Here is a 24,854-nt window from a genome sequence, read left to right as displayed (position 1 = left end):
GAGACCAGCGCTGTGAGGGATGCCTGATGGAACGACCCCGGATCCTGGTGGTGGGCGGCGGCTTCGCCGGAGTCGAGTGCGCCCGGCGGCTGGAGCGCAAGCTCGCCCCGGCCGAGGCGGAGATCGCACTCGTCACGCCCTTCAGCTACCAGCTGTACCTGCCGCTGCTGCCCCAGGTGGCGGCCGGCGTGCTCACCCCGCAGTCCGTCGCCGTGTCGCTGCGGCGCGTCCTGCGGCGGACCAACATCATCCCCGGCGGCGCGATCGGCGTGGACACCCAGGCCAAGATGTGCGTGATCCGCACGATCACCGACAAGGTGGTCGTCAAGAAGTACGACTACATCGTGCTGGCCCCCGGCAGCATCACCCGCACCTTCGACATCCCGGGCCTGAACCAGTACGCGCGGGGCGTGAAGACGCTCGCCGAGGCCGCGTACATCCGCGACCACGTGATCTCCCAGCTGGACCTGGCCTCGGCGACGGCGGACCGGGCCGAGCGGGAGTCCCGGCTGCAGTTCGTGGTGGTCGGCGGCGGCTACGCGGGCACCGAGACCGCCGCCTGCCTGCAGCGGCTCACCACGGCCGCCGCCAAGCGGTACCCGCGGCTGGACCCCCGGCTGATCAAGTGGCACCTCATCGACATCGCGCCCCGGCTCATGCCCGAGCTCGGCGACAAGCTGGGCCGCACCGCGCTGGAGATCCTGCAGCGGCGCGGCATCGAGGTGTCGCTGGGGGTGTCCGTCGCCGAGGTCGGCGAGGACAGCGTGAAGTTCACCGACGGGCGGCTCGTCCCCAGCCGCACCCTCATCTGGACCGCCGGCGTCGCCGCCAGCCCGCTGATCGCCACCCTCGGCGCCGAGACGGTCAAGGGCCGCCTGGCGGTCACCGCCGAGATGCGGCTGCCCGGCGTGGAGGGCGTCTTCGCGCTCGGCGACGCGGCGGCGGTGCCCGACCTGGAGACGGGCGACGGCGCGGTGTGCCCGCCCACCGCCCAGCACGGCATGCGGCAGGGCAAGGCGGTCGCCGGCAACGTGGTGGCGGCGCTGCGCAACCAGCCGCTGAAGCCCTACCGGCACAAGGACCTGGGCCTCGTGGTGGACCTCGGCGGCATGGACGCGGTCTCCCGCCCGCTCGGCGTGGAGCTGCACGGCCTGCCCGCCCAGGTGGTCGCCCGCGGCTACCACCTCATGGCGCTGCGGACGAACGTCGCCAAGGTCAGGGTGTCGACCAACTGGACGCTCAACGCCACGGCCGGCGACGACTTCGTACGGACCGGCTTCCTCGCGCGGCGCCCGGCCGCGTTGCGGGACTTCGAGTACACCGACGCGTACCTGACCCCGGAGCAGGTCCGGGAGCACACCCGGTCACTGCTGGCCAAGGGCTGACGGCACGGCGGGCCGCCACTCGCCCGGGTCCGCGGAGGCCCGGGCGGGGGCGGCCCGCGGCGCGTCGGGTGCCTCGGGCGCGTCGGGGAAGCCGGAGGTGCGGCGCAGGGCGCCGTCGGGCAGGACCGCCAGCGCCTCCAGTCCCCCGCGGGCCTCCAGCCGCGCCACGCAGGCGGGACCCATGGCGAAGGCCGCGGTCGCCCAGGTGTCGGCCTCGGTGAGGCCCGTGCCGACCACGGTGACCGAGGCGAGCGCGGTGGCGGGGCGGCCGGTGTGCGGGTCGGTGATGTGGGCGCCGCGCTCGGCGGTGCCCGAGGTGGCGACCGCGATGCCGTACCCGGAGACCACCGCGGCCAGCCGCCCCGGCAGCAGGGGGTGGGCGACGCCGATCCGCCACGGCCGGCCGGGCGCCGGGCCGCCGGTGGTCTGCACGTCGCCGCCGCCGGTGACGCTGTGGCTCCGCGAGCCCGCCTCGCGCAGCAGCCGGGCGGCCTGCTCCACGGCCCAGCCCTTGACGAGGCCGCAGGGGTCCAGGCGCCCGGCGGGGCGGGCGGTGAACCAGCCGCCGGTCTCCCGGGACGCCTCCTCGCACCACTCCAGGACCAGGGCGACGTCGGGGTCGCACTCCTCCAGGGCGGTCTCGCCGCGGTCGAGGCGGCTGATCTGGCTGTCCTCCCGGTAGGGGGAGAAGACGGCGTCCACCCGGTGCAGCCAGGCGACCGCCCCGCGCAGGGCGTCCTCGACGGCGGCCCGGCGTCGGCCGCGGCCCGCGTCGCGGACGTCGAAGGAGAAGACGGTGCCCATGGCGTGCTCGACGTGGCGCAGCGGGGGCGCGGCGGGGTCGACGGCCGCAGGGGCGGTGGTCGAGGGGTCGACGGCTGCGGGACCGGTGGCCGCAGGGCCTTCCGGGGTGGCGCCGGCCGGCGCGGCGGCGGTCACAGGCCCGCCCTGTCGAGCGCGCTCTGCAGGGAGCGGGTGTAGCCGTCGCTGGTGTAGGTGGCGCCGGAGACGGCGTCGATCCGGGCGCTCTGGGCGCTGAGGGCCTCCTGGTTGAGGATCGGCAGGGCGTAGCCGTTGATCTCCTGGTCCCGGTGGTCCTCGTTGGGGTACTGCACCACCGAGATGTCGGTGATCTTCTTCCCCTGGACGCTGACCTTCACCTGGACCGGCCCGTAGCGGGTGTCGGCGGCGTCGCCGGTCACGGTGCGGGCGGTGCCGGGCGCCGTACCGGACGAGCCGGACGGGTTCGACGAGCCCGACGTGCCGGACGTGCCCGACGAGCCGGTGGACCCGGTGGTGCCGCCGTCGTCGGTCCCGCCGTCGGCGCCGCCCTGGTCGTCGCCCCCTGCGGCGGTCCCGCCGGACGCGGTGGACGTGCCGCCCCCCGCGCCGGTCGAGATGGGCGCTCCGGCGGTGGACTGCCCGTGGGGCTTGAGGGAGAGCAGCAGCACCACTCCGGAGACGGTGGCTGCGCTGGTGATGACGGCTCGGCGCACGGCGGGCTCCTCGTTGTCCGGGATCGGATCGGGTCGGGCGGATCGCGCGGGGTCGGGCGGATCGCGCAGGTCGGGTGGGTCGCGCAGGTCGGGTGGGTCGGGCGGATCGGGACGGGCGGGCCGGCCTCCGGCCTCAGAGGGCGAAGGACTCGTGGTGGATCCGGCTCCGCCGCACCCCTGCCGCCCGCAGGGCCCGGACCGCGGTCTCCGCCATGGCGTCGGGGCCGCAGAGGTAGACGTCGTGGGCGGCCAGGTCGGGCACCAGGCGGCGCAGCGTGTCCGGGTTGAGCGGCTCGCCGACCTCGGCCCGCCGGCCCACCAGGTAGTGCCGGGCGGCGCCGCGGCCCGCCGCGATCGCCTCCAGTTCGCCGCGGAAGAGCAGGTCCTCGGCGCGGCTCGCCCGGTAGACGAGGGTGAGGTCGCCGGGCGCGGCCGGCAGGGTCTCGAAGAGGGCGCGCAGCGGGGTGATGCCGACGCCGGCGCCCAGCAGCAGCACCTTGCGCGAGCGGCGGCGGGCGGCGGTGAAGGCGCCGTACGGGCCCTCGGCGCGGACCCGGGTGCCGGGCCGGAGCCGGGCGGCGGCCCGGCTGTGGCCGCCGAGGTCCTTGACCGTGAACCGCAGGTACCGCGGGTGGACGGGCGCGGAGAGCGAGTACGGGTTGGCGGCCCAGCGCAGGCCCGGCGCGAGGAACTGCAGGCGGAAGAACTGCCCGGGCTCGGCCCGCAGCTCCTCCAGGTGCCGGCCGGTGAGGAAGACCGAGACCGTGCCCGGCCCCTCGGGGCGCACCTCGGCGACCCGCAGCCGGTGGCGGCGGTCCAGCCGGAACGGCACGAGCAGCCGGTACCAGCCGAGCAGCGCGGCCGTGCCGAGGTAGAGCCCGTACCAGGCGGCGCGGGCGGGGGCGCTGGACACGAAGTCGGCGCCGTTGGCGAGCTGGTGGGCGAAGCCGAGGGCGACGGCGGCGTAGGTGGCCAGGTGGAGGTAGTACCAGACCTCGTAGCCGAGCCTGCGGCGGGCGGCGCGGGCCGAGACGGCGGCGGTGCCGAACAGCAGCAGGGTGGCGGCGGTCGCCTTCAGCATCTCCGGGTAGTGGAGCACGATGTCGACGGTCTCGCCGGCGACGCCGTGGCGGTTGGTGAGCGCGTAGCCCCAGATCGTCAGCACCACGTGGGCCGCGACCAGGCTGATCATGTACCGGCCGCCCATGGCGTGCCAGCGGGCGAGCCGGTCGGCGCCCACGCCGCGCTCCAGGAGCGGCAGCCGGGCCATGAGCAGCACCAGCAGCGGGGCGGCGTAGCCGGCGAGCAGGCCGGTGATGCGGCCAGCCCCGGTGAGCCAGGCGCCGGTGCCGGGGACGGCGGGGGTGCCGGTCCACCACAGGGCGAGGACGCCGGCGGCGCCGGCCCACACCAGGGCCAGGACCGCCGCAGGGAGCACGCCCGGGGGCAGGGCGGGGCTCCCGGGTGCGGCGGGACGGCGGTGTGCCGGGGGGCCGCCGGTGCGGGTGCGTCCGTCCGTGACAGTCGCCATGGGGTTCCTCCTTCGCCGGGGCCGGCGTGGGGGCCGGTACGCCGCAACCCTGGCACCGCTCCCTCTGCGTTCCCTCTGAGCCCTGCGGCCCCCGACCGCCCCCGGACGGCGAACCCGCAGGTCGGAGCGGCGCGGAGGGCGTCCGGGGCCTTCGGATCCCCCCAGGGTTCTCATAGGGTTCTCAGAGGAAGGCGTGACACTGTCGGGAGGAGCACGGGTGCCGGGGCACCTGACGGCGGACCGGACGGGGACGATGGACGAGCAGACCGCAGCAGCAGCCACCGCGCCGGCGGCGGCCGCGCAGGACGGCGGCGGCCCCGTGCGGGTCCTGGTCGTGGACGACGAGCCCGACCTGGTGGACGTGCTGTGCGGGGCGCTGCGCTACGAGGGCTGGGAGGTCCGGGGCGCAGCGAACGGCGCCGCGGCGGTGGCGCGGGCCCTGGAGTTCCGCCCGGACGCCGTCGTGCTGGACGTGATGCTGCCCGACGTCGACGGCCTGGAGGTGCTGCGCCGCATCCGGGCGGCGCAGCCGGAGGTGTGCGTGCTCTTCCTCACCGCGCGCGACGCCGTGGAGGACCGGATCGCGGGCATCACGGCCGGCGGCGACGACTACGTGACCAAGCCGTTCAGCCTGGAGGAGGTCGTGGCCCGGCTGCGGGGCCTGCTGCGCCGGGCGGGCATGTCCCGGGCGGGCGCGCCCGCGCCGGGCCGGGGCGCGGGGCCGGTCCGCGGCGAGGGGTGCCTGGTGGTGGGCGACCTCGTGATGGACGAGGAGGCGCGCGAGGTGTCCCGGGGCGGCGAGGCGGTGGAGCTCAGCCCCACCGAGTTCGCCCTGCTCCGCTACCTGATGCGCAACCCGCGCCGGGTGCTGAGCAAGGCGCAGATCCTGGACCACGTGTGGTCGTACGACTTCGGCGGCCAGGCCCACGTGGTGGAGCTGTACATCAGCTACCTGCGCAAGAAGATCGACGCCGGGCGTGCGCCGCTGATCCACACGGTGCGGGGCGCCGGGTACGTCCTCAAGCAGGCCCAGTGACCGGCGGACGGGCGGGAGCCGCGGCGGACGGGCGGGCGGCCGTCGGCCCGCGCGGCCTGCGGCGGCTGGTGCCGCGCACCCTGCGGGCCCGGCTGATCGCGGGGCTGGTGGTGCTGCTGGCCGTCACCTGCGCCGGTGTGGGCCTGGCGACCACGGCGGCGCTCGGCCGGTTCCTGGTGGACCGGCTGGACCAGCAGCTGGCGGACACCGGCGGCCGGTACGCGGCCAGCCTGGAGCACGACGACGAGCGCCCGGGGCAGGGCGGCGACACCCGGGGGCAGGCCGACGGCACCTTCGGCGCCCGCCTGGTCGGCGGGCGGGTCACCCGGGCCGGGGTGGTCGACGGCGACGGCGACGACTCGGCGGCCGGGACCGACGACGCGGTCCCCCTCGCCGGGCGGGACCGCGCCGCCCTGGCCGCGCTGCCCGCCGACGGCCGCGCCCGGACCGTGCACCTCGCCTCCCTGCCGCCGTACCGGATGCGCGCGGTGCCCGGACGCGACGGGGACGTCCTGGTCACCGGCCTGCCGCTGGCGCCGGTGGAGCAGACCGTGCACCGGCTGGCCGCGGTGGAGGCCGTGGTCTTCGCCGTCGCGCTGGTGGTCGCCGGATCGGCGGGCGCGGCGTGGGTGCGGCTGTCGCTGCGGCCGCTGCGGCGGGTCGCCGACACGGCGCAGCGGGTGGGCGAGCTGCCGCTGGCCAGCGGGCGGGTCGCCCTGTCCGAGCGGGTGCCGTACGCCGACCCGCGGACCGAGGTCGGCCGGGTCGGCGCCTCCCTCAACCGGATGCTCGGGCACGTCGAGGACTCCCTCGCCCAGCGGCACGCCGTGGAGGAGCGGCTGCGGGCCTTCGCCGCGGACGCCAGCCACGAGCTGCGCACCCCGGTCGCGGCCGTGCGGGGCCACGCGGAGCTGGCGCTGCGGCACCCGGGCCCGGTGCCGCCGGAGGTGCGCCACGCGCTGGAGCGCGTCCAGGCCGAGTCGCTGCGGATGGGCGCGATCGTGGAGGACCTGCTGCTGCTCGCCCGGCTCGACGCGGGCCGCCCGCTCGCCCGCGAGCAGGTCGACCTGACCCGGCTGGCGCTGGACTGCACCGCCGACGCCCGGGCCGCCGACGTGCAGGCCGCGGGCGTGCAGGCCGCGGGCGTCCGGGCCGCCGGGGCGGGGTCCGCCGGGTCCGGCCACCGCTGGCGGCTGGAGCTGCCCGAGGAGCCCGTGTCGGTGCCCGGCGACTCCCACCGGCTGCAGCAGGTCGTCGGCAACCTGCTGGCCAACGCCCGCACGCACACCCCGGAGGGCACCACGGTGACGCTGCGCGTGGACCCGGCGGCCGTGCCGGGCGGCCCGGTGGTGCTGACCGTCACCGACGACGGCCCCGGCCTGCCGCCGGGGCTGGGCGACGCGGTCTTCGGCCGGTTCGTGCGCGGGGACCGCGGGCGTTCCCGTGCCACCGGCAGCACCGGGCTGGGGCTGGCGATCGTCCGGGCCGTGGCGGAGGCGCACGGGGGCTCGGTGTCCGTGGAGAGCCGTCCGGGCCGCACCGCGTTCCGGGTGGCGCTGCCGTCGGCCCGCCCGCAGTCCCCGGGCGGCGCCGCGGACAGGGTCCCGGAGGACGGCGGCGCCGCGGCCGGGGACGCGGAGGAGCGCGGCCCCGCGGGCGGCGGGTCCCCGTACGGCGGCCGGGTGCACCCCTCCGGGTGACGCCGGCTGCACCACGGCCGGGTCACCCGTGGGAGTGGTCCCGCGGCGGGGCCGGACGGCCCGGAGGCCCGGTGGGAGACCGGTCCCGGGCCCCGGGGGCGCCGCCGCGCCGCACCGGCGGGTCCCGGCGCGGGCGCGGGGCGGCGGTAGCGTCCCACAACCATGCGATCGCTCTCCCCCGCCGCGCTCCGCGCGCGGCTGCCCCGCCGTGCCGTCCTGGGCGCCGGCGCGGCCGCCTCCGTGGCCTCCCTCCTGCCGGCGCGCCGGGCCTCCGCCGCGGCGCCCCCGCCCGCCGCCGCAGCCGACGGCCTGCGCGCCCTGCCCTCGGACGCGGAGGTCGCCCGGCAGGTGCGCGCCGAGTTCGTGCACAGCTGGGAGGGGTACAAGCGCAGCGCCTGGGGCCGCGACGAGGTGCGCCCCCTGTCCGCCGGGCACAACGACTTCTACCTGCCCGGCCGCACCTTCGGCCTGTCCATCGTCGAGGCCCTGGACACCCTGTGGGTCATGGAGCTGGACCACGAGGTGAAACGGGCCGCCGACTGGATCGAGAAGCACTTCGACCCGGCGCAGGACGGCGACATCCACGTCTTCGAGGCGGTGATCCGCCTGGTCGGCGGCCTGCTCTCGGGCCACCTGTGCACCGGCCGCCCCAAGCTGCTGGCCCGCTGCCGCGAACTGGCGGACCGGCTGCTCCCCGCGTTCACGGCGTCCCCGACGGGCATCCCGTACACCCGGGTCAACCTGCGCACGGGCGCGGTGTCGGGCACCAACCCGCCGCTGGCGGAGGTGGGCAGCAACATCCTGGAGTTCGGCGTGCTGTCGCAGCTCACCGGCGACCGGCGCTACTTCGACGCGGCCAAGCGCGCCTACCGGGCGGTGCTCGACCGCCGCTCCTCGCTCGACCTGCTCGGCACCAGCATCGACACCGAGAGCGGGCGCTGGACGGACACCACCTCCAGCGTGCCCAACCCGCCGGTGGACTCCTTCTACGAGTACCTGTGGGCGGGCGGCGAGCTCTTCGGCGACCGCGAGCTGCGCGACTGGTACCGGCTGCTGACCGACGCGGTGCTGCGGGCGCAGGGCGAGCGGAGCGACGGGCGGCTGTGGTTCGCCCAGGTCGACCAGGAGACCGGCGAGGTCGTCGGCCGCAGCCAGTCGGAGCTCGGCGCCTTCTACGCCGGGCTGCTCGGCAAGGGCGGGGACCGCGCCGCGGGCGAGGACTACTACAAGTCCTGGACGATGCTGCTGGACCGGCACCCGGTGCTGCCCGAGGCCGTCGACTTCGGGGAGGGGACCATCCTGTCGGCGCGCAACGACCTGCGGCCGGAGTACGTCAACTCCTCCTTCGACCTGTGGCGGCTCACGGGCGACGCGTCCTACAAGCGCACGGCGTACCGGTACTTCAAGGGCCTGCGCGACCACCTGCGGGTGCCCGGCGGGTACACGGTGGCGGCCGACGTGACGACGTCCCCGGTGCGGCTGGGCGACCTGACGCCCGGGTACTGGTTCGCGGAGAACCCCAAGTACCTGTACCTGATGTTCGCCCGGACGAGGCGCTTCGACCAGCGCAAGGGGCTGCTCTCCACCGAGGGCAAGATCCTGCGGGGCGCGGTGCGGTCCTGACCGCGCACGGCGGCGGCCGGCCCGGGCGGGGCCGGCCGCCGCCGGGGCCGCCGGTCAGTCGGCGGGGCGGTAGACGGTGAGCGCCTGCCGCTGCTTGTCGAGCAGCAGCGCGTCGGGGGCGGGCGCCACCTCGCCGTCGAACGCCATGTGCCCCACGTCCTCCAGTCCGGAGAGCCGCAGGCGGTGCAGGCGGGCGGCCCCGTACACCCGGGAGCGTCCCAGGGTGCCGGTGAGGACGGCGGCGATGAGCCGGGTCCGGGCGAAGGGCGTGCTGCCGTCCACCGTCCGGATGTCGAGCAGCCCGTCGTCGAGCCGGTCGCGGTAGGTGGGGGCGAAGCCGTCGGGCCGGTACACGCCGTTGCCGGCGAAGAGGAGCCACAGGCGGCGCGGGCTGCCGTTGACCTCGACCCGCAGCGGCTCGGCGGTCCGCAGCACCCGCACCAGCCCGACGGCGACGGCCGGCCACTTGCCGAGGCGGTTCTCCAGCTGCTCGCGGGCGCGGACCAGGTCGGGGTAGACGCCGATGCTGAAGGTGTTGAGGAAGCGCGCCCGCTCGGTCTCCGGACCGCCGTCCGGCCCCGCGGCGCGCACCAGGCCGAGGTCGACGCTGACGGCCTCGCCCGCGCACACCGCGTCGGCGCACGCCTGCAGGCCGTCGATGCCGAGGTCCAGCGCGAAGTGGTTGAGGGTGCCGCCGGGGAAGACCGCGAGCGGCAGCCCGGCGCGGGCCGCGGTCACGGCGGCGGCGTTGACGCTGCCGTCGCCGCCGCACACCCCGAGCGCGCCGCCCAGCTCGGCGGCGCGGCGGGCGGCCTTCTCCAGCAGTTCGGCCAGGTCGTCGTCGGGCCCGCACGGCACGATCTCCGCGGCGGGCAGCAGGGCCCGCAGCCGGGCGGGGAGGTCCGCGGCCGGGTCGGACGTGCCGAGGCCGGCCCGGTCGTTGACCACCGCGACCAGGCCCTCGCCGCCGGGCAGGGCGGGCGCGGAGGTCCGCACCCGGGCCTCGGCGGGCGACTCGGGGCGCAGCGGCCACCAGCGGGTGGTGAGGGCGGCGGCGCCCATGCCGAGGGCGCAGCCCGCCAGCACGTCGCCGGGGTAGTGGACGCCGACGTACACGCGGGAGGCGGCGACGGCGGCCGCGACCGGGGCCAGGACCGCGCCGTAGCGGGGGGCCTCCAGGGCGACGGCGGTGGCGAAGGCGACGGCCGAGGCGGAGTGGCCGGAGGGGAAGGAGCTGCTGAGCGGCTGCCGGGACAGGCGCCGCATCAGCGGGACCGGCCCGATGCCGGGCCGGGTGCGGCGGGCCGCCCACTTGGCGGCGGTGTTGGTGGCCAGCGAGGCGACCGCGAGGGAGCCGATGCCGCGCAGGGCGGCGCGCCGGGCGCTGCGGGTGCCGACGACGCCGAGGGCCGCGGCCGCGCCCATCCACAGCACGCCGTGGTCGGCGGCGCGGCTGAGACGGGGCAGGACGGGGTGGGCGCCGCGCAGGCGGGCGGCGGCGACGCGCTCGAACAGCCGCCGGTCGAACTCGCTGATCCTCTGCATGCCCGGCGGATACCCCTCGCGGCGTCCGGACACGCCTGGGCAGGGCCGACACGCCCGGGGCGGGGGAACGGGCAGGGGCGCCGGGGCGGACCGTCCGGGCGGGCGGCGGGCGGCGGGCCGGGCGGACCGGTACCGTCCCGACCGCCGGTGCCGGTCGGGCCGGGCCGCCACGGGACGGTACGGGCAGGAGCGGGCCGGTCGGGGCGGGGCGCCTCAGACCGGGCGGCCGGAGGCGGCGCCGCGGCCGAGGGCGGCGGCGGTGTCGGCGGCGAGGGCGGGGACCTCGTGGAGCGTCAGGGGCGAGACGGTGAGCCGGATCCCGGGCGGCGACTCCAGCCGGAAGCGGGCCCCGGGCGCGGCGGCCCAGCCCCGCTGGAGGAGGCCGGCGACGGCGGCGGCCTCGTCCCGGACCGGCACCCACACGTTGAGCCCGCCGGCGCCGTGCGCGGCGACCCCGTGCGCGGCGAGCGCGGCCAGCAGGGCGTCGCGCCGCTCGCGGTAGGCGGCGGCGTTGCGGGCGGCGGGGGCGGCGTCGGTGCGCCACAGCTCGGCGACGGTGCGCTGGAGCAGGTGGCTGACCCAGCCGGCGCCGAGCCGCTGGCGGCCGAGCACCCGGTCCACGGTGTCGGTGTCGCCGGCGGCGACGGCGAGGCGCAGGTCCGGTCCGTACGCCTTGGCCGCCGAGCGGACCACCGCCCAGTGGCGGACCGTCGGCCGCCCGTCCGGCGCGGCGGCGAGGGGCCGGTACGGCTGGTCGACGATGCCGTGGCCGTGGTCGTCCTCGACCAGCAGGACGTCGGGGTGGCGGGCCAGGACGGCGCGCAGGTCGCGGGCGCGGGCGGCGGTGAGGGCGGCGCCGGTGGGGTTCTGGGCGCGGCTGGTGACGACCAGGGCGCGGGCGCCCGCCGCGAGGGCGCGGGCGGCGCGGTCGGGCAGCGGGCCCTCGTCGTCGACGGCGACGGGGACGGGCCGCAGGCCGAGCGCGGGGACGAGGTCGAGCAGGCTCCCCCAGCCCGGGTCCTCGACGGCGACGGCGTCGCCGGGGCGCAGGCGGGCGGTGAAGATGCGCTCGACGGCGTCGAGGGAGCCGGAGGCGACGGCGAGCGGCCCCTCGGGCACGCCGTCGGCGCGGAAGGCGGCCGCGGCCAGGGCGAGCAGCCCGGGGTCGGCGGCGGGGTGGCCGTAGAGGACGGGCTCGCGGTCCAGCGCGGCGGCCGCGGCCGCGAGGGCCGGGGCGAGCGGGGGCAGCAGGGCGGTGTCGGGGTTGCCGGTGGACAGGTCGCGGACGCCCGGGGGCACCTCGACCCGGATCTGGTCGCGGGGGGCCACGGCGGGCCGGGGCCGGATGCGGCTGCCGCGCCGCCCGGCGGTCTCGATGACGCCGCGGTCGCGCAGCAGGCGGTAGGCGGCGGCGACGGTGTTGGGGTTGACGCCGAGGCCGGCGGCGAGGTCGCGCAGCGGCGGCAGGGCCTGGCCGGGCGCCAGCTCACCGGAGCCGACCGCGCGCTCGACGTCGGCTGCGATCTCCGTGGCACGGCGGCCACGGATCCGATAATCTCCTAGCACAAAGCAGAGTATGCACTAGTGCAGAGGGGCTGTCATGTCGGCGCACACGGACGCGGACGGGACCGGGACGGCCGGAGGGGCGGGGGAGGCCGGGGAGGCCGGGGAGGCCGGGGAGTACGCGCGCACCCCGCGCACGACCCCGACCCGGTACCGCGACCGCGCCACCTGGGAGCGGGAGGCGGTCCGGGCCGTCCTGGACGAGGGCTTCGTCTGCCACCTGGGCTTCGTGGCGGACGGCGCCCCGGTGGTGCTGCCCACCGTGTACGCCCGGGTCGGCGACCGCCTGTACGTCCACGGCTCGACCGGCAGCCGCCCGCTGCGCGCCGCCGGGGGCGGGGACGGCGGGACCGGCGAGGGCGTGCGGGTCTGCGTGACGGTGACCCTGGTCGACGGGCTGGTGCTCACCCGCTCCGCGTTCAACCACTCGGTCAACTTCCGCTCCGTCGTCGCCCACGGCACGGCGCACCGGGTCACCGACCCCGGGGAGCTGGCGGTGGCGCTCGACGCGATCGTGGACCAGGCCGTCCCCGGCCGGTCCCGGGACTGCCGGCCCGCGAACGCCCGCGAGCTGGCCGCGACCGCGGTGCTGCGGCTCGACCTCGACGAGGTGTCGGCGAAGGTGCGGGCCGACGGCGCGGAGGACGACCCGGAGGACCTGGGGCTGCCGCACTGGGCCGGGGTGGTCCCGGTCCGCACCGTCCGCGACGCGCCCGTGCCCGACCCCGCCCTGCCGCCCGGGCGGCCGCTGCCGGACTACCTGCGCGGCGCCGGCTGAGGCCGCCGGACGGACCGGGGGCCCGCCGACGAGAGGACGTACCGTGCTCATCCGCCCCTGGGACCGCGGCGAGGAGGCCGAGTGGCGCGCCTGGCTCGCCGAGGGCCGCGACTTCGGGCTGCTCGCCGCCAACGGCCCGGCCGGCAGCGGTCCGGTGGTGACCCCTGCCCACTTCGTCCTCGACGCCGACCGCGCCGAGATCCTCGCCCACCTCTCCGCCGCCAACCCGCTCTGGGCGGCGCTGCGGGCGGACCCGCACGTCACCCTCACCGTCACCGGCGACCACGCCTTCGCCCCCGGCACGTGGCGCGCCCCCGACGGTGCGCCGCCCGAGCACGGCACCCCCACGAGCTCCTACGCCTCCGTGCAGTTCCACTGCACCGCCGCGACCGTGGACGACCCGGAGGAGAAGGCGGAGCTGCTCACCCGGCAGCTGGCGCACTTCCAGCCGGAGACCCCGGGCCTGTCGGTCACGCCGGGCGCGGCGCCCTTCGGCGGCCTGCTGCCCGGGCTGCGCGGCCTGCGGCTCACGGTGCGGGAGGTGCGGGCCACGTTCACGTACGACGACAAGCTGACGCCCGCCCGGCAGGCCGCCGCCGGGGAGCGGCTGGCGGAGCGGGGCCGGCCCGGCGACGCGGGCGCCCGGCGGCAGCTGCTGCGCCGCGCCGCGGCGCGCGCCGGGAACCTCCCCGCCTGACCGGCGGCCGGGCGGCGCGGCAGGCGGCCGGCGCGGGGCGGCCGGGGCGGGGCGGGGAGCGGCCGGGGCGGGCCGCCAACCGGGCTCCGACCGGGGGAGATTGGCCGCCGGACGGCGGGGCAGGGGCCGGAGGGCAAGGGACCGACGGCTCCCGGATCCGGAAAAGGTGGTATCGCACCCTTGCGTGCGGTATGACCGTTTACCTGATGTCATGGGAGCGGACGACGTCCATCCGGCCTCGCGGGCGGCCCGCCCCAGTCCTCGGGAGCACACCCTGACCAGCACCAGACCGGCACACCAGGCCGGAGAGACCCCCCTCGCCCACGTCGTCTTCATCGCCGCGAGCGCCGCCATGGGCGGCTTCCTCTTCGGCTACGACAGCGCGGTGATCAACGGCGCGGTGACGGGCATCCAGAAGCACTTCGCCGTCGGCAGCGGGGAGACCGCCGCCACCGTGGCGGCGGCCCTCCTCGGGTCGGCGGTGGGCGCCGCGGGCGCGGGGTGGCTGGCCGACCGGTTCGGCCGCATCCGCATCATGCAGCTCGCCGCCGTGTTGTTCGCCGTGAGCGGCGTCGGCTCGATGTTCCCGCCGAACATCGAGGTCCTGGCCATGTGGCGTGTGATCGGCGGCATCGCCATCGGCATCGCGTCCGTGATCGCCCCCGCCTACATCGCGGAGGTGTCCCCCGCCGCCTACCGGGGGCGGCTGGGGTCGTTCCAGCAGATGGCGATCGTGCTGGGCATCGCCGTGTCCCAGCTCGCCAACTACGCCCTGAACCAGGCGGCGGGCGGCGACTCCAGCGGGCAGCTGGCCGGCATCGAGGCCTGGCGGTGGATGCTGGGCGTCGAGGCCGTCCCCGCCCTCGTGTACGGCCTGATGTCGCTGGCGATCCCGGAGTCGCCGCGCTACCTGATCGCCTCCGGCCGCGAGGCGAAGGCGCGCGAGGTCCTCGCCGAGGTCGAGGGCCCGGAGGCCGACCTGGACGCCCGGGTCATCGAGATCCGGTCGGTCATGGCGACCGAGCGGCGCTCCACCCTGCGCGACCTGCTGGGCGGCCGCTTCGGGCTGCTGCCGATCGTCTGGGTCGGCATCGGCGCCTCGGTGTTCCAGCAGTTCGTCGGCATCAACGTGATCTTCTACTACTCGTCGCTGCTGTGGCAGTCGGTGGGCATCAAGGAGAGCAATTCACTGCTGATCAGCCTCTCCACCTCGATCATCAACATCATCGGCACGGTGATCGCGATGTCGCTGGTGGACCGGGTGGGCCGCAAGCCGCTGGCGCTCGCGGGCTCGGCGGGCATGATGGTCGCCCTGGCCGTCGCCTCGTGGGCGTTCTCGTACCGCACCGGCACCGGCGACACGGCCCAGATCCCGAACCTGCAGGCCGTGATCGCCCTGGTGGCGGCGCACTTCTTCGTGCTCTGCTTCGCCTTCTCCTGGGGCGTGGTGGTGTGGGTCCTGCTGGGCGAGATGTTCCCCAACCGGATCCGCGCCCTGGCGCTCGGCGTGGCGGCCTCCGCCCAGTGGCTCGCCAACTGGATGATCACCGTCACGTTCCCGTCCCTCGCGAACTGGAACCTGTCGGCCACCTACGCGATCTACGCCGGGTTCGCCCTGCTGTCGATCCCGTTCGTGATGTTCGCCATCAAGGAGACCCGGGGCCGCACCCTGGAGTCGATGGGCTGAGCCGGCACGGCCCGCACGGGCCGGTACGGACCGCCGACGGGCGGCCCGCGCGGACACGGCGTCCGCCCGGGCCGCCCGTCGGCGTACGGATGCCGCAGGCCTCCCGCGCCGGCCGGGCGCGCCTCGGGCGGCTGCCGGGCCTCGGGCGGCTGCCGGGCCTCAGACGGTCTGCCGGACGCCGGCGCAGCGGGCCCGGACCGCCACCGGGTCGATGCCGGACGAGCGGAGGATCTGCGCCGCCCGGCTGTCGGGGTCGGCGAGCAGCGCGGCGAGGAGGCGGTGGCCGACGGGGAGGGCCTCCGGGCGCGCCGCGGCCTCCTCCAGGGCGGCGGCGGCCGCCCCGCTCAGGCCGGGCCGGTCGGGGGCGCTCCGCGGCGCCTCGGCACCGGCGGTGTCGGGAACGGCACCACCCTCGGCGCCGGCATCGGCATCGGCGCCCGGCTGCTCGGCGGTGGCCCGCCAGCCCCGGCCGAAGCCGATGGAGCGCTGCACCAGGTAGCCCATCAGCCGTACGGCCTGCCGGGGCAGGGGCGCGGCGGCATCCAGCGCGGCGGCGTCCGACTCCAGCAGCGAGTGCAGCAGGTGGCCGGTGTCGACGGCCTCGTCGCCGGCCCGCGCGGCCCTGCGGCGGGCCGCGGCCGCCACGGCGCCCAGGACGGCGGGTGTTGCGGGCAGAGGGGTGGTGCGGAGGAGTTCTGGCTGCACGGTTCCACCCCATCACTCGGCCCCGGGTGCGGTCGTCCGCCCGGGGTACCGCCCGGGATCCACCGGGAGGAGGGCCGACACGGGCCGCACTCCTCCGCGGGAAGGAGGCCGCCCCGGCCGGGACGGCTGCGAGCAGTGTGCTGCGTACGGTGACGGGGCGTCAACCCACAGGCACCATCGCTCCTCCGGCGCACCGTGGAAGCAGGAGTGACGTCGCACCAGCCGGATTTCCGACGGGTCCGCCGCATCCGGAGCGGTCCCGGCATCGGAAGAGGTCAGCGTGGTGACGCCCCCGGGCGGCGGCGTCCGCATACGATCGTCGGCACGGGCGGCAGCGCCCGCACGCCGCACGCGCCGTCCCAGAGGAGGGGCCATGGCAGACCCGGGAGGCTCCCGGCAGAACGTGACCTTCCCGAGCAACGGCGGTGAGGCCCACGGGTACCTCGCCCCGCCGCCCTCGGGATCCGGGCCCGGCCTGGTGGTGGTCCAGGAGTGGTGGGGGCTGACGTCGCACATCGCGGAGATGTCCGACCGGTTCGCCGCCGAGGGCTTCACGGTCCTGGCGCCCGACCTGTACGGCGGCCCCACCACCCACGACAAGGAGGAGGCCGCGCGGCTGCTGCAGGAGATGCCGGTCGAGCGGGCCGCGCGCGACCTTCGGGGCGCGGTGGACTTCCTGCTGGAGCACCCGGCGGCCACCGGGGACGCCGTCGGCGTGGTGGGCTTCTGCATGGGCGGCGGCTTCGCGCTGGTCCTGGCCGCCCAGGAGGGCGACCGGGTGGCCGCCGCGGTCCCGTTCTACGGACTGCCGCGCGTCCCCGGGTACGACTACCGGGGGCTGACCGCGCAGGTCCTCGGCCACTACGCCGAGCAGGACGCGGGCATCCCGATGTCCGCGGTGGACGAGGCGGCGGAGCGGATCGAGGCGGCCTCCGGACGCAAGCCGGAGATCCACTTCTACCCGGCCGGCCACGCCTTCATGAACGACGAGAACCTGATCGGCACCTACGACCCGGAGCAGGCCGCCATCGCCTGGCGGCGGACGCTGGCCTTCCTGCACGGCGTCCTCGGCTGAGGCAGGCGGCACGGCGGCCCGGCGCAGGAGGACCGCGCCGGGCCGCCGTACTGCCGGTGGGCCGCCGGGCGGTGTCCGGTCCGCCCGGCCCGCCGGCGTCCGGCCGCACCGGGCGGCGGCCCCGGGCGGCCGCAGCACGCCCGGCGGCCCCGCGCCGCGGCGAGAACCGCTCCACCGCCCGCCCTGCGGGCCGGCGCCGCCCCCGCTCGCGGCGCCGACCGGACCGTCAGGGCCAGAGGAGGCCGCGGCCCCAGGTCCCGTCGGCGTGGCGGGTGTAGGCGAGCCGGACGTGCCGGCGGTGCCGGTCGCCCTGCCAGAACTCCACCTCGTCGGCGACCAGGCCGTAGAGGGTGTGGCCGGGGGCCACGAACCCGGGGTCGGCGTCCATCAGGGCGGCGGCCTCCTGCCAGGCGGCGTCCAGCTCGCCCGGGCCCTGGAGTCGCTCGCTCTGGCGGCCGACCAGGCCGGCGACCCGGGAGGCGGGGCTGCGGCCGAGGAAGTCGGCGGCGGCGAGCCGGGGGTCCCCCGTCTCCACCCGGCCGCGCAGCCGCACCTGGCGGCCCTGCGCCGGCCAGTACACGGTGAGCGCCGCCCACGGGGTGGCGGCCAGCTGGCGGCCCTTGGGGCTGTCCGCGTCCGCGGCGAACCACCAGGCGCCGCGGGCGACGTCGACGTCCCGCAGGACCAGCATCCGGGCGTCCGGGCGGCCGTCCGCGTCGACCGTGCTCAGGGTGACCACCTGGGCGTCGGGGGCGTCCGCCTCGAACGCCTGCAGCAGCCAGTCGACGAAGAGCGGGCCGGGCTCGTCCGGCACGTGCCCGACGTCGAAGGAGGGGAGCTCGCGGGCCATCGGCGGCCGCCCGCGCAGCAGGGCCGCCAGCGGCCCCTCCGCCCGGCCGCCCGCACCGGCGCCCTCCACCGTGTGCTGCACAGCAGCCTCCTCACTGCCGCCCCGGCGGGCGGCCTCGGTGATCATTCCCCGCCCATACTGCCGCACACCCGCAGGCGGGAGGGGCCGTCCGGCACGGGCGCGCCCCGCGCGGCGCGGGCTCGTCCGGGCCGGACCACCAGAAGCCGGGCGAAAGACGGGACGCCCGGCGGCGCGGCGGCCGGACCGCCGGGCAGACCGGGCCGACCGGGCCGAACGGGCCGACCGGACTCCGCGGCCGCACCCCCGCACGCCCCCCGGCGCCCCTCGCACGCCGCCGCCCCGGGGACGTCACGGGCCGGACGCGGGTGGGCCCACCGCTGCCTGCAGCCGGACGGTGGACGCCCCGCGGGAGGGGACCCGGACCTCGGCGGCCTGCTCACCGGCACCGGCGACGACCGTCCGCACACGCGGCACACCAGCAGCGCCTTCGGCCACGTGCCCCCGCACAGGGCCTCCGCAGGCCGACCCGGTCTCCGGGGGCCGCCCCGCAGCGGTCCCGCGGCCGGGAGCCGGGCATGCGGCGGGCGGGCGGGCCGGTCCCCGTTCGGCGACGGTGCCTGCGTCGTCGCGGAACGGGTGCATAGGATCACCGGCATGGCGCTGCGACCTGTCCAGGTGAACATCAAGGCTCTCGACGACTCGGCGGTCGGCCGGTTCTGGGCGGAGGCGCTCGGCTGGGGCGTCTCCAGCGAGGGGCCCGGCGTGACCAACGTCGAACCCGGCGGCGGCTTCGTCTGGCCGGACCCGGTCGCCGTCTGCGTCGACGTCGTCGTCGTGCCGGAGCCCAAGCCGCCGGTGAAGAACCGCGTGCACCTCGATCTCGCCACCACCTCCGCGGCCCATCAGGCGGAGCTGGTCGCGCGCCTCCGCGCCGTGGGAGCGACGCCCGCCGACGTGGGCCAGGGCGACGTGCCGTGGACGGTCCTCGCCGACCCGGAGGGCAACGAGTTCTGCGTGCTGGAGCCCCGGGAGGTCTACCGGGACACCGGGCCGATCGCCGCGGTGGTCGTCGACTGCGCGGATCCGCGGGCCATGGCCCGGTTCTGGGGCGAGGCGGTGGACTGGAGCGTGCACGAGGTGGCGGACGACCATGCGGTGCTGCGCTCGGCCGAGGGGGTAGGCCCGTACCTCGAGTTCCTCCGGGTGCCCGGCGTGAAGACCGTGCCGGACCGCGTCCACCTCGACCTGCTGCCGTACCCGGGCGACGACCAGGAGGCGGAGGTGGCCCGGCTGCGGGCCCTCGGCGCCACCGGCCTCGACCTCGGCCAGGGGGACGTCCCGTGGAGGTGCCTGGCCGACCCGGAGGGCCACGAGTTCTGCGTCCTCGCGCCGCGGTCCTGACGCGGAGCCCCGGCCGGCGGCGGGCCCCGGCACCCCGGACAGCGGCGCGGCGGCCGGACCGCCGGGCGGGACCGGTCCGTCCGTGCACGGCCGCCGGCGGCACCCGGTCCTGCGCGGGGGCTTCGGCGGCCGGCCCCTGCCCCGGGGGCCGGCGTCCTCCCGGCGCGGCCGGGCCCGGGTCCGCCGAAGGCACGCGGGCCGCGGGGCGGCCCCGGGGAACGACGGAGGCCGGGCCGGGCCGGGCGCCGCGGGGCGGGCCGCTCCCGCCGGCGCAACCGCCCTCCCCTCCCGCGCGTCGTCTCCCCCGAGGCCGCCGGGCGCGGGGAGGGGGCGCATGCACAGGCCGCTGCTGTACCTGGACGTCGACGGGGTGCTCAACCCCCTGGCGCCGCCGCCCGGCACGGACTTCGAGAACCGGCGCGTGCTCGGCCTGACGGTGCGGCTCCACGCCCGCCACGGCGCCTGGCTCCGCGAGCTCGCCGACGTCTGCACCCTGGTGTGGGCGACCACCTGGGAGGAGGACGCCAACGTGCACCTCGCGCCGCTGCTGGGCGTCCCGCCCCTGCCGGTGGTGCGGTTCACCGGGTACCGGCCGCAGCCCGGCGACCCCCGGCTGCCCCTGATGGAGCTCCTGTCGGCCCGGAAGTGGGCGCCGCTCCTGCGCCACGCGGCGGGCCGCCCGTTCGCCTGGGTCGACGACGTGATCCCGGCGCGGCTGGTGCGGCGCTCCCTGCTGCGGCGCGACCGGTTGCTGCTCCGGGTCGACCCGCTGGAGGGGCTGACGCGCGGGCACGTGGACCGGCTGCTGGCCCGGCCCCCGGCGCCGGGACTGCCGGGCCGGGCCGGCAGGCGTCCGGCCCGGCCCTCCTCGGCGCGGTAGCCGCGGGGCGCGGCGGCGGCCCGGCGGCTCAGTCCTCCTCGGCGAGGATCAGGTAGAGCCTCCGGCGCGTCTCGGCGAGGAGCGCGAGGGCCTTGGTGCGCTGCTCGGCGCTGCCGGCCGCCACGACCTGCCGCAGGGCGTCGGCGAGGCCGCCGAGGGACTTCACGGCGTCCTGCGCGGCCTCCCAGTCCGGTCCCGGACCGCCGGCCGCCTCCTCCCAGGGGGCCTCGGGACCGGCGTCGGCCTCGGCGCGGCCGCTGTCGGTGAGCTCGAAGAGGCGCTTGCCGCCCTCCTCCCGGCTGCGGATCAGCCCCTCCTCCTCCAGCATCTGGAGGTTGGGGTAGACCGAGCCGGGGCTGGGGCGCCAGGCGCCCGAGGTGCGCTCGGCGATCTCCCGGATCATCTCGTAGCCGTGCATCGGACGCTCCCGCAGCAGGGCGAGGAGCGAGGCGCGCACGTCGCCGCGCCGGGCACGGCCGCCGTACCGGCCCCTGGGGCCGCGCGGACCGGGGCCGAAGCCCCCGAAGCCCGGTCCGCCGAACGGCGGCCCGAAGGAGCCGAAGGCGGGACGGGCGCAGGGGCCCCCGTGGGGGTGGGGCCCGGGCCTGCCCGGGCCGAAGGGGAATCCGGGTCGCATGGCGTCTGCCGCCTTCCATGTCACCGTAGCATCTCAGGGCTTTGACGATATATCGGTGACAGTCGCCGGTCAACGGACTGCGAGGAGCTCGCCCCCGGGCGCCGAAGCGTCCGGGGGCGAGGCGGGATGCACGTCACCCGTTCCGGGCGGCCTCGGGGCCGGTCATCCGCCCGAGCCGAGGGAGGGTGGAGCCGATGATGCCGAGCGCGGCGGCCAGTCCGCCCGAGACGAGAAGGCAGTAGGCCGCGTCGGGCAGGACCAGGTCGTAGTGCATCTGCGACGTCAGGAACATCTCCGACGCGGCGAAGGCAGTGCCGATCGCGGCCGCGGAGACCTCCAGCAGCGGCAGCGCGCTCTCGAGGCCCACCACGGTCTGCAGCAGCCGCAGCGGTGCGCCGGCGAGGCTCAGGATCGCGAACGGGCGCCTGCGGTCCGACAGGCCCGCGACGACGCTCACCGCCAGACTGCATCCCGCGATCGGCAGCGTGGTGAGCAGCACCACGTCGGCCAGTTGCCGCCAACCGGCGAGCTGCTGCTGCAGGTCGGTGCCGAAGTCGCCGACCGTGCGGGCCTGCCGGTGCGGGTAGGCGACGGTGAGCAGCCTCCTCACGCGCTCCATGGTCGGCGTCGACCCGTCGGTGGCCACGTAGACCGGTTGCACGGGCAGGCGGTTGACGGCGTCCGGGCCGACCCCGGCCGCAGGCCACTGCCAGTCCGGGTGCGACTCCAAGCCGAGGAAGGCGTAGCGGTCGACGGCCGCGACGCCCGCCCCGGCCGGACAACGGCCCACCATGGGGGTCCGGGCCAGGTCGGCGCAGGCCACCAGCGCGGGCGCGTCCGGGCCGGGGCCGGCCGGGCCTCCGCCGGTGCCGCCGGTGCCGGCGTGGACGAGGGCCTGCGGGACGCCGAGCGTCAGATCGGAGAGGAAGAACCGCTGGCCCGTGAGCGGGACGGCGGCGACGCGGGGGCGCAGCGCGGCGTAGAGCGCGAAGCCCGCCGGCGTCCCGGCGGCCGCCGCGAGTGCGGACTCCACGGCCGCGACCAGAGACACCTGCCGGGGCGTCGCGCCGACCAGCCGCATCGCGGCGTACCGCTGCTCGCGGGTGGCTGCGGACAGCCGCGTCGCGGTGCCGATGAAGACCAGCACCGGGAAGATCAGCGCACCGGCGACCACGGAGAGGACGAGCATCATGGCGTCATCGCGCACACCCCGGTCCCAGCACGCGTTGTCGCAGGTGGGCGGTCTGGCCGTGGCGATGGAGGTGACGGTCCGCGCCGTAGGCGCGCCCTTGACCGCATCGGGGGTGCGACCGATGACGGCGATCAACGAGTCCGGGGAGGGCAGCGCGGCGTCGCCGATCGCGCCGGCGAACCGTCCCGGGAAGCGGTCGCCCGGTTGACCTGCCGGGGTGTCGCGGATCAGCCCGGCCGGCGCCGGTGAGGCGTAGTACTCGCCGGGCGCCGGGAGTCGTGCGGGGCCAGGCGGAACTGGCGAAGCCGGGCCGGTCGCGGCGACGTCGACCTCGGTGAGGGACCTGCCGTCGTAGTAGTCGCCGTGGGGCCACCACCACAACGGATCCCCCGACGCCTCGCCGGTACGGCTCGCGGCCCCGGTGTCGAGCCACACCTGACGTCGGAGAGAGTGAGGCGCCCCGGCCGCGCGAGCGGCGTCGGCGGCGCGGCCCGCGGGACGTCGGTTCGCCGGTTCGCCGGGGCGGCAGTTCATGAGTTCGTCGGGTCGGCGGCTCGCCGACGGGACGGCGGAGGAGACGGCCGGTCCCCGTTCCCTGTGCGGCAGGCCACCGGTGGCGGATCGGCCGTGGTGGGGCCCGGCGCCGGGTGCCTACCCTCGGCCCATGCGCATCAGGATCATCGACGCCTTCACCGACCGGCCCTTCTCCGGCAACCCGGCCGGCGTCTGCCTCCTCGACGGGGACACCTGGCCGGACGACGCCCGCATGCGGCAGGTCGCCGCCGAACTCAACCTCTCCGAGACGGCCTTCGCCCGTCCGCTGCCGCCCGGCGGAGACGCCGACTGGGGGCTGCGCTGGTTCACCCCGGCGGTGGAGGTCGACCTGTGCGGGCACGCGACCCTCGCCACCGCGCACGCCCTGCGGTCCGACGGGCTCCTCCGGGAGAGCGGGGAGGACGCGGGGGGCGGCGTCCGGTTCGCCACCCGCAGCGGCGTGCTCACCGCCCAGGCCGCACCGGACGGCGGGCTCACCCTGGACTTCCCCGCCTCCCCCGTCGTGCCCGTCCCCGTGCCCGCGGGGACCGCGGAGGCCCTCGGGGCGGCGGTGACGGCCGCCTACGGCACCGGACCCCTCGGCGACCTGCTGGTGGAGGTCGCCGACGAGCGGACGGTGCGCGCCCTGGAGCCCGACCTGGCCGCCGTCGCCCGCCTGGAGACCCGGGGCGTCGTCGTCACAGCTGCGGCGGAGGACCCGGCGGCGGCCCACGACTTCGTCTCGCGGTTCTTCGGCCCGGCCGTGGGCGTTCCGGAGGACCCGGTGACGGGCAGCGCCCACACCGCGCTGGCACCGCTGTGGTCGGCCCGGCTGGGCCGCAGCGACCTGACCGGCCTGCAGGTGTCCCCGCGCTCGGGCGTGGTCCGCACCCGGCTGCGCAGCGACCGCGTCCTGCTGTCCGGGCACGCGGTCACCGTCCTGGACGGCGTCCTCCGGGTCTGAACGGGACCGCCGGCCCGCAGGACGGGCCTGCGGCGGGGTACGCCCCGGGGCCCCCGCCGGGCCGGACGGACGCCCCGGGGCCGGCGTCACGCCCAGGCGGCCGGGTCGGCCCCCCAGGGGCCGACCGGGCGCCGCCAGTCGCGGGGACCGCCGTCGAGGTGCACCGGCGGCAGGGCGTGGCGGACGCGGCCCATCGGGGTGTCGGCCTCGGCGAGGTACGGCGCCGCGGCCGCCTCCGCGGCGTCGGCGGCGGATGCCGCGGGGGCCGGACCGGAGGACGGCTCCGGGCGCGGCTGCCGCAGCAGCCAGGCTGCGGTCCGGGCGAGGGAGAGGCGGACGACGCGCCCTCCCCCGTCGGCGGCGGCGTCCGCCCGGGCGCGCAGGACGGCGGCGGCCAGCAGGTAGCCGGTGGCGTGGTCCAGCCCCTGCACGGGCAGGGCGCCGGGGGTGCCGTCGGCGGCGGCGTGCAGGTGGGCGATGCCGCTCGCGGCCTGGACGAGGCTGTCGAACCCCCGCCGCCCGGCCCACGGCCCCACCGGTCCCCAGGCGTCGACGGTGGCGACGGTCAGGCCGGGGCGGCGTTCCAGGAGGGCCTCGGGGGACAGGCCGTGGCGGTCCAGGGCTCCGGGCCGGTAGCCGATGACGACCGCGTCGGCGCCGCCGAGCAGCTCCTCGAAGCGGTCGCGGTCGGCCCGCCGGTCGAGGTCGAGGAGGGCGGACCGCTTGCCGAAGCCGGTCTCCAGGTGCTGCTCGGGGATCTCCGGCAGCCGGGGGCTGTCGATCCGCAGCACGTCGGCGCCGAGCAGGCCGAGGGTGCGGGTGCCGACCGGTCCGGCGATCACCCGGGTGAGGTCGAGCACCCGCAGGCCGGCGGCGGGCAGCAGCGGGCCGCCGCCGGACGGCAGGGGGCCGTCGGCCGCGGCCGGCGGACCGGGGCGGGCGGCGGGGGCGGCGCCGGTCCGCTCCAGGGTCAGCAGCGGCAGGGCGGCGGCCGCCGCGCCCTGCGGGTGGGCGGCCCACTCCTGCGGGGTGCGGACGGCGACGGCGAGGCCGCCCGCGTCCGTGACGAGCCGGGCGGTCTCCTCGGCGGGCCGCCCGGCGACGGCGGCGGCCACAGCGGCGGCGGGGTCGGCGGCGGAGCCGGGGACGCCGAGGGCCGCGAGGAGCCGCTCGCGGTGGTGGGGGTAGTTGGCGTGGGTACGGACCCAGCCGTCCGCGGCCGGCCAGAACCGGGAGAGCGGGGCCCAGGCGCGCCAGGGCTCCCCGTCGCGCCGCAGGTGCCTCTCGCCGGCGAAGGCGGTGGCGACGGCCGCGGCGTCGACAGTGACCGCCGGGGTCACGGCGGCGGCGCCGGTGCGCAGGGCGGCCAGCTCGGCCGCGGCGAGGGCCGCCGCGCCGACGGCGGCGCCCGCGAGGGCGGCGAGCGGGAGGCGGGCCGGCAGCAGGCCCTCCGGCCCGGTCCAGCGGACCCGGTGCGGTGCGGCGGGGTCGCCGCCCAGCAGCGTCCACGCCTCGCCGAGCATCGCCTGCGCCTGCCGGCGCTCCTCCTGAGGC

At 77.9% G+C, this 24,854-nt stretch carries 21 protein-coding genes; 11 read left to right on the top strand and 10 right to left on the bottom strand.

The features are described 5' to 3' along the window. Positions 1 to 26: 26 nt before the first annotated feature. Positions 27 to 1,385, top strand: a complete 1,359-nt coding sequence (locus ACFY07_RS11995) for an NAD(P)/FAD-dependent oxidoreductase (protein ID WP_390868547.1) — start codon at positions 27 to 29, stop codon at positions 1,383 to 1,385. Here the strand turns inward: ACFY07_RS11995 and ACFY07_RS11990 are convergent. The 3 genes from ACFY07_RS11990 to ACFY07_RS11980 all read right to left on the bottom strand — a co-directional run bounded on the left by ACFY07_RS11990 (position 1,365) and on the right by ACFY07_RS11980 (position 4,412). Continuing rightward, positions 1,365 to 2,189, bottom strand: a complete 825-nt coding sequence (locus ACFY07_RS11990) for an FAD:protein FMN transferase (RefSeq protein WP_390868725.1) — start codon at positions 2,187 to 2,189, stop codon at positions 1,365 to 1,367. The two genes, ACFY07_RS11995 and ACFY07_RS11990, sit on opposite strands and share 21 nt — an antisense overlap. A 131-nt stretch (positions 2,190 to 2,320) precedes the next feature. Continuing rightward, positions 2,321 to 2,881 (bottom strand): FMN-binding protein, encoded by a 561-nt coding sequence (locus ACFY07_RS11985; RefSeq protein WP_390868546.1) that lies wholly within the window; start codon positions 2,879 to 2,881, stop codon positions 2,321 to 2,323. A 133-nt stretch (positions 2,882 to 3,014) separates the two neighbouring features. Then, a complete protein-coding gene (locus tag ACFY07_RS11980) occupies positions 3,015 to 4,412 on the bottom strand; it encodes a ferric reductase-like transmembrane domain-containing protein (protein ID WP_390868545.1) in 1,398 nt (465 codons plus the stop codon). Between the two features lie 253 nt (positions 4,413 to 4,665). Here ACFY07_RS11980 and ACFY07_RS11975 point away from each other — a divergent pair, with 253 nt between their 5' ends. The 3 genes from ACFY07_RS11975 (at position 4,666) to ACFY07_RS11965 (ending at position 8,771) form a co-directional block, all read left to right on the top strand. Continuing rightward, the gene (locus ACFY07_RS11975) at positions 4,666 to 5,448 is read left to right on the top strand and encodes a response regulator transcription factor (RefSeq protein WP_390868724.1); all 783 of its coding nucleotides are present in this window, start codon (positions 4,666 to 4,668) and stop codon (positions 5,446 to 5,448) included. Between the two features lie 56 nt (positions 5,449 to 5,504). Continuing rightward, a complete protein-coding gene (locus ACFY07_RS11970) occupies positions 5,505 to 7,148 on the top strand; it encodes a sensor histidine kinase (protein ID WP_390868723.1) in 1,644 nt (547 codons plus the stop codon). Between the two features lie 162 nt (positions 7,149 to 7,310). After that, the gene (locus ACFY07_RS11965; RefSeq protein WP_390868544.1) at positions 7,311 to 8,771 is read left to right on the top strand and encodes a glycoside hydrolase family 47 protein; all 1,461 of its coding nucleotides are present in this window, start codon (positions 7,311 to 7,313) and stop codon (positions 8,769 to 8,771) included. Positions 8,772 to 8,825: 54 nt separating this feature from the next. Here ACFY07_RS11965 and ACFY07_RS11960 read toward each other — a convergent pair whose 3' ends face one another. Further along, complete coding sequence (locus ACFY07_RS11960; RefSeq protein ID WP_390868543.1) at positions 8,826 to 10,316, bottom strand: bifunctional phosphatase PAP2/diacylglycerol kinase family protein; 1,491 nt, start codon at positions 10,314 to 10,316, stop codon at positions 8,826 to 8,828. A 213-nt stretch (positions 10,317 to 10,529) separates the two neighbouring features. Beyond that, positions 10,530 to 11,882: an aminotransferase class I/II-fold pyridoxal phosphate-dependent enzyme gene (locus ACFY07_RS11955; RefSeq protein WP_390868542.1), complete on the bottom strand. Its 1,353-nt coding sequence runs from the start codon at positions 11,880 to 11,882 to the stop codon at positions 10,530 to 10,532. 34 nt (positions 11,883 to 11,916) lie between these two features. Here ACFY07_RS11955 and ACFY07_RS11950 point away from each other — a divergent pair, with 34 nt between their 5' ends. The 3 genes from ACFY07_RS11950 to ACFY07_RS11940 all read left to right on the top strand — a co-directional run bounded on the left by ACFY07_RS11950 (position 11,917) and on the right by ACFY07_RS11940 (position 15,041). Further along, on the top strand, positions 11,917 to 12,657 hold the full coding sequence (locus tag ACFY07_RS11950) for a pyridoxamine 5'-phosphate oxidase family protein (protein WP_390868541.1): 741 nt from the start codon (positions 11,917 to 11,919) through the stop codon (positions 12,655 to 12,657). Between the two features lie 43 nt (positions 12,658 to 12,700). Continuing rightward, the gene (locus ACFY07_RS11945; protein ID WP_390868540.1) at positions 12,701 to 13,354 is read left to right on the top strand and encodes an FMN-binding negative transcriptional regulator; all 654 of its coding nucleotides are present in this window, start codon (positions 12,701 to 12,703) and stop codon (positions 13,352 to 13,354) included. Between the two features lie 211 nt (positions 13,355 to 13,565). Then, a complete protein-coding gene (locus ACFY07_RS11940) occupies positions 13,566 to 15,041 on the top strand; it encodes a sugar porter family MFS transporter (RefSeq protein ID WP_390868539.1) in 1,476 nt (491 codons plus the stop codon). A gap of 159 nt (positions 15,042 to 15,200) precedes the next feature. Here the strand turns inward: ACFY07_RS11940 and ACFY07_RS11935 are convergent, their stop codons facing one another. Next, on the bottom strand, positions 15,201 to 15,746 hold the full coding sequence (locus tag ACFY07_RS11935; protein ID WP_390868538.1) for a Clp protease N-terminal domain-containing protein: 546 nt from the start codon (positions 15,744 to 15,746) through the stop codon (positions 15,201 to 15,203). Positions 15,747 to 16,119: 373 nt separating this feature from the next. Here ACFY07_RS11935 and ACFY07_RS11930 point away from each other — a divergent pair, with 373 nt between their 5' ends. Next, entirely contained in the window at positions 16,120 to 16,821 is a 702-nt protein-coding gene (locus ACFY07_RS11930; protein ID WP_390868537.1) for a dienelactone hydrolase family protein, read from the top strand. Between the two features lie 226 nt (positions 16,822 to 17,047). Here the strand turns inward: ACFY07_RS11930 and ACFY07_RS11925 are convergent, their stop codons facing one another. Beyond that, positions 17,048 to 17,752, bottom strand: coding sequence for a pyridoxal 5'-phosphate synthase (locus ACFY07_RS11925; protein ID WP_390868536.1), 705 nt, complete (start codon positions 17,750 to 17,752; stop codon positions 17,048 to 17,050). A 594-nt stretch (positions 17,753 to 18,346) separates the two neighbouring features. On the opposite strand from ACFY07_RS11925, the gene ACFY07_RS11920 reads away from it, so the two are divergent. Next, on the top strand, positions 18,347 to 19,093 hold the full coding sequence (locus ACFY07_RS11920; RefSeq protein WP_390868535.1) for a VOC family protein: 747 nt from the start codon (positions 18,347 to 18,349) through the stop codon (positions 19,091 to 19,093). A 334-nt stretch (positions 19,094 to 19,427) separates the two neighbouring features. After that, the gene (locus ACFY07_RS11915; protein WP_390868534.1) at positions 19,428 to 19,973 is read left to right on the top strand and encodes an HAD domain-containing protein; all 546 of its coding nucleotides are present in this window, start codon (positions 19,428 to 19,430) and stop codon (positions 19,971 to 19,973) included. A 28-nt stretch (positions 19,974 to 20,001) separates the two neighbouring features. Here ACFY07_RS11915 and ACFY07_RS11910 read toward each other — a convergent pair whose 3' ends face one another. Together ACFY07_RS11910 and ACFY07_RS11905 are read right to left on the bottom strand one after the other, a co-directional pair. Next, positions 20,002 to 20,610 carry a PadR family transcriptional regulator gene (locus ACFY07_RS11910; RefSeq protein WP_390868533.1) on the bottom strand — a complete coding sequence of 203 codons (609 nt, stop codon included), beginning with the start codon at positions 20,608 to 20,610 and terminating at the stop codon, positions 20,002 to 20,004. A gap of 133 nt (positions 20,611 to 20,743) precedes the next feature. Then, the gene (locus tag ACFY07_RS11905) at positions 20,744 to 22,237 is read right to left on the bottom strand and encodes an FtsX-like permease family protein (protein WP_390868532.1); all 1,494 of its coding nucleotides are present in this window, start codon (positions 22,235 to 22,237) and stop codon (positions 20,744 to 20,746) included. A 229-nt stretch (positions 22,238 to 22,466) separates the two neighbouring features. On the opposite strand from ACFY07_RS11905, the gene ACFY07_RS11900 reads away from it, so the two are divergent. Then, positions 22,467 to 23,300 carry a PhzF family phenazine biosynthesis protein gene (locus ACFY07_RS11900; protein WP_390868531.1) on the top strand — a complete coding sequence of 278 codons (834 nt, stop codon included), beginning with the start codon at positions 22,467 to 22,469 and terminating at the stop codon, positions 23,298 to 23,300. An 86-nt stretch (positions 23,301 to 23,386) separates the two neighbouring features. On the opposite strand, the gene ACFY07_RS11895 is transcribed toward ACFY07_RS11900, so the two are convergent. After that, positions 23,387 to 24,823, bottom strand: a complete 1,437-nt coding sequence (locus ACFY07_RS11895; RefSeq protein ID WP_390868722.1) for a CoA transferase — start codon at positions 24,821 to 24,823, stop codon at positions 23,387 to 23,389. Between the last annotated feature and the right edge of the window lie 31 nt (positions 24,824 to 24,854).

This window comes from Streptomyces sp. NPDC001380 (assembly GCF_042895785.1).
Taxonomy (GTDB): Bacteria; Actinomycetota; Actinomycetes; order Streptomycetales; family Streptomycetaceae; genus Peterkaempfera.
This window is presented reverse-complemented; position numbering and strand designations above follow the sequence as displayed.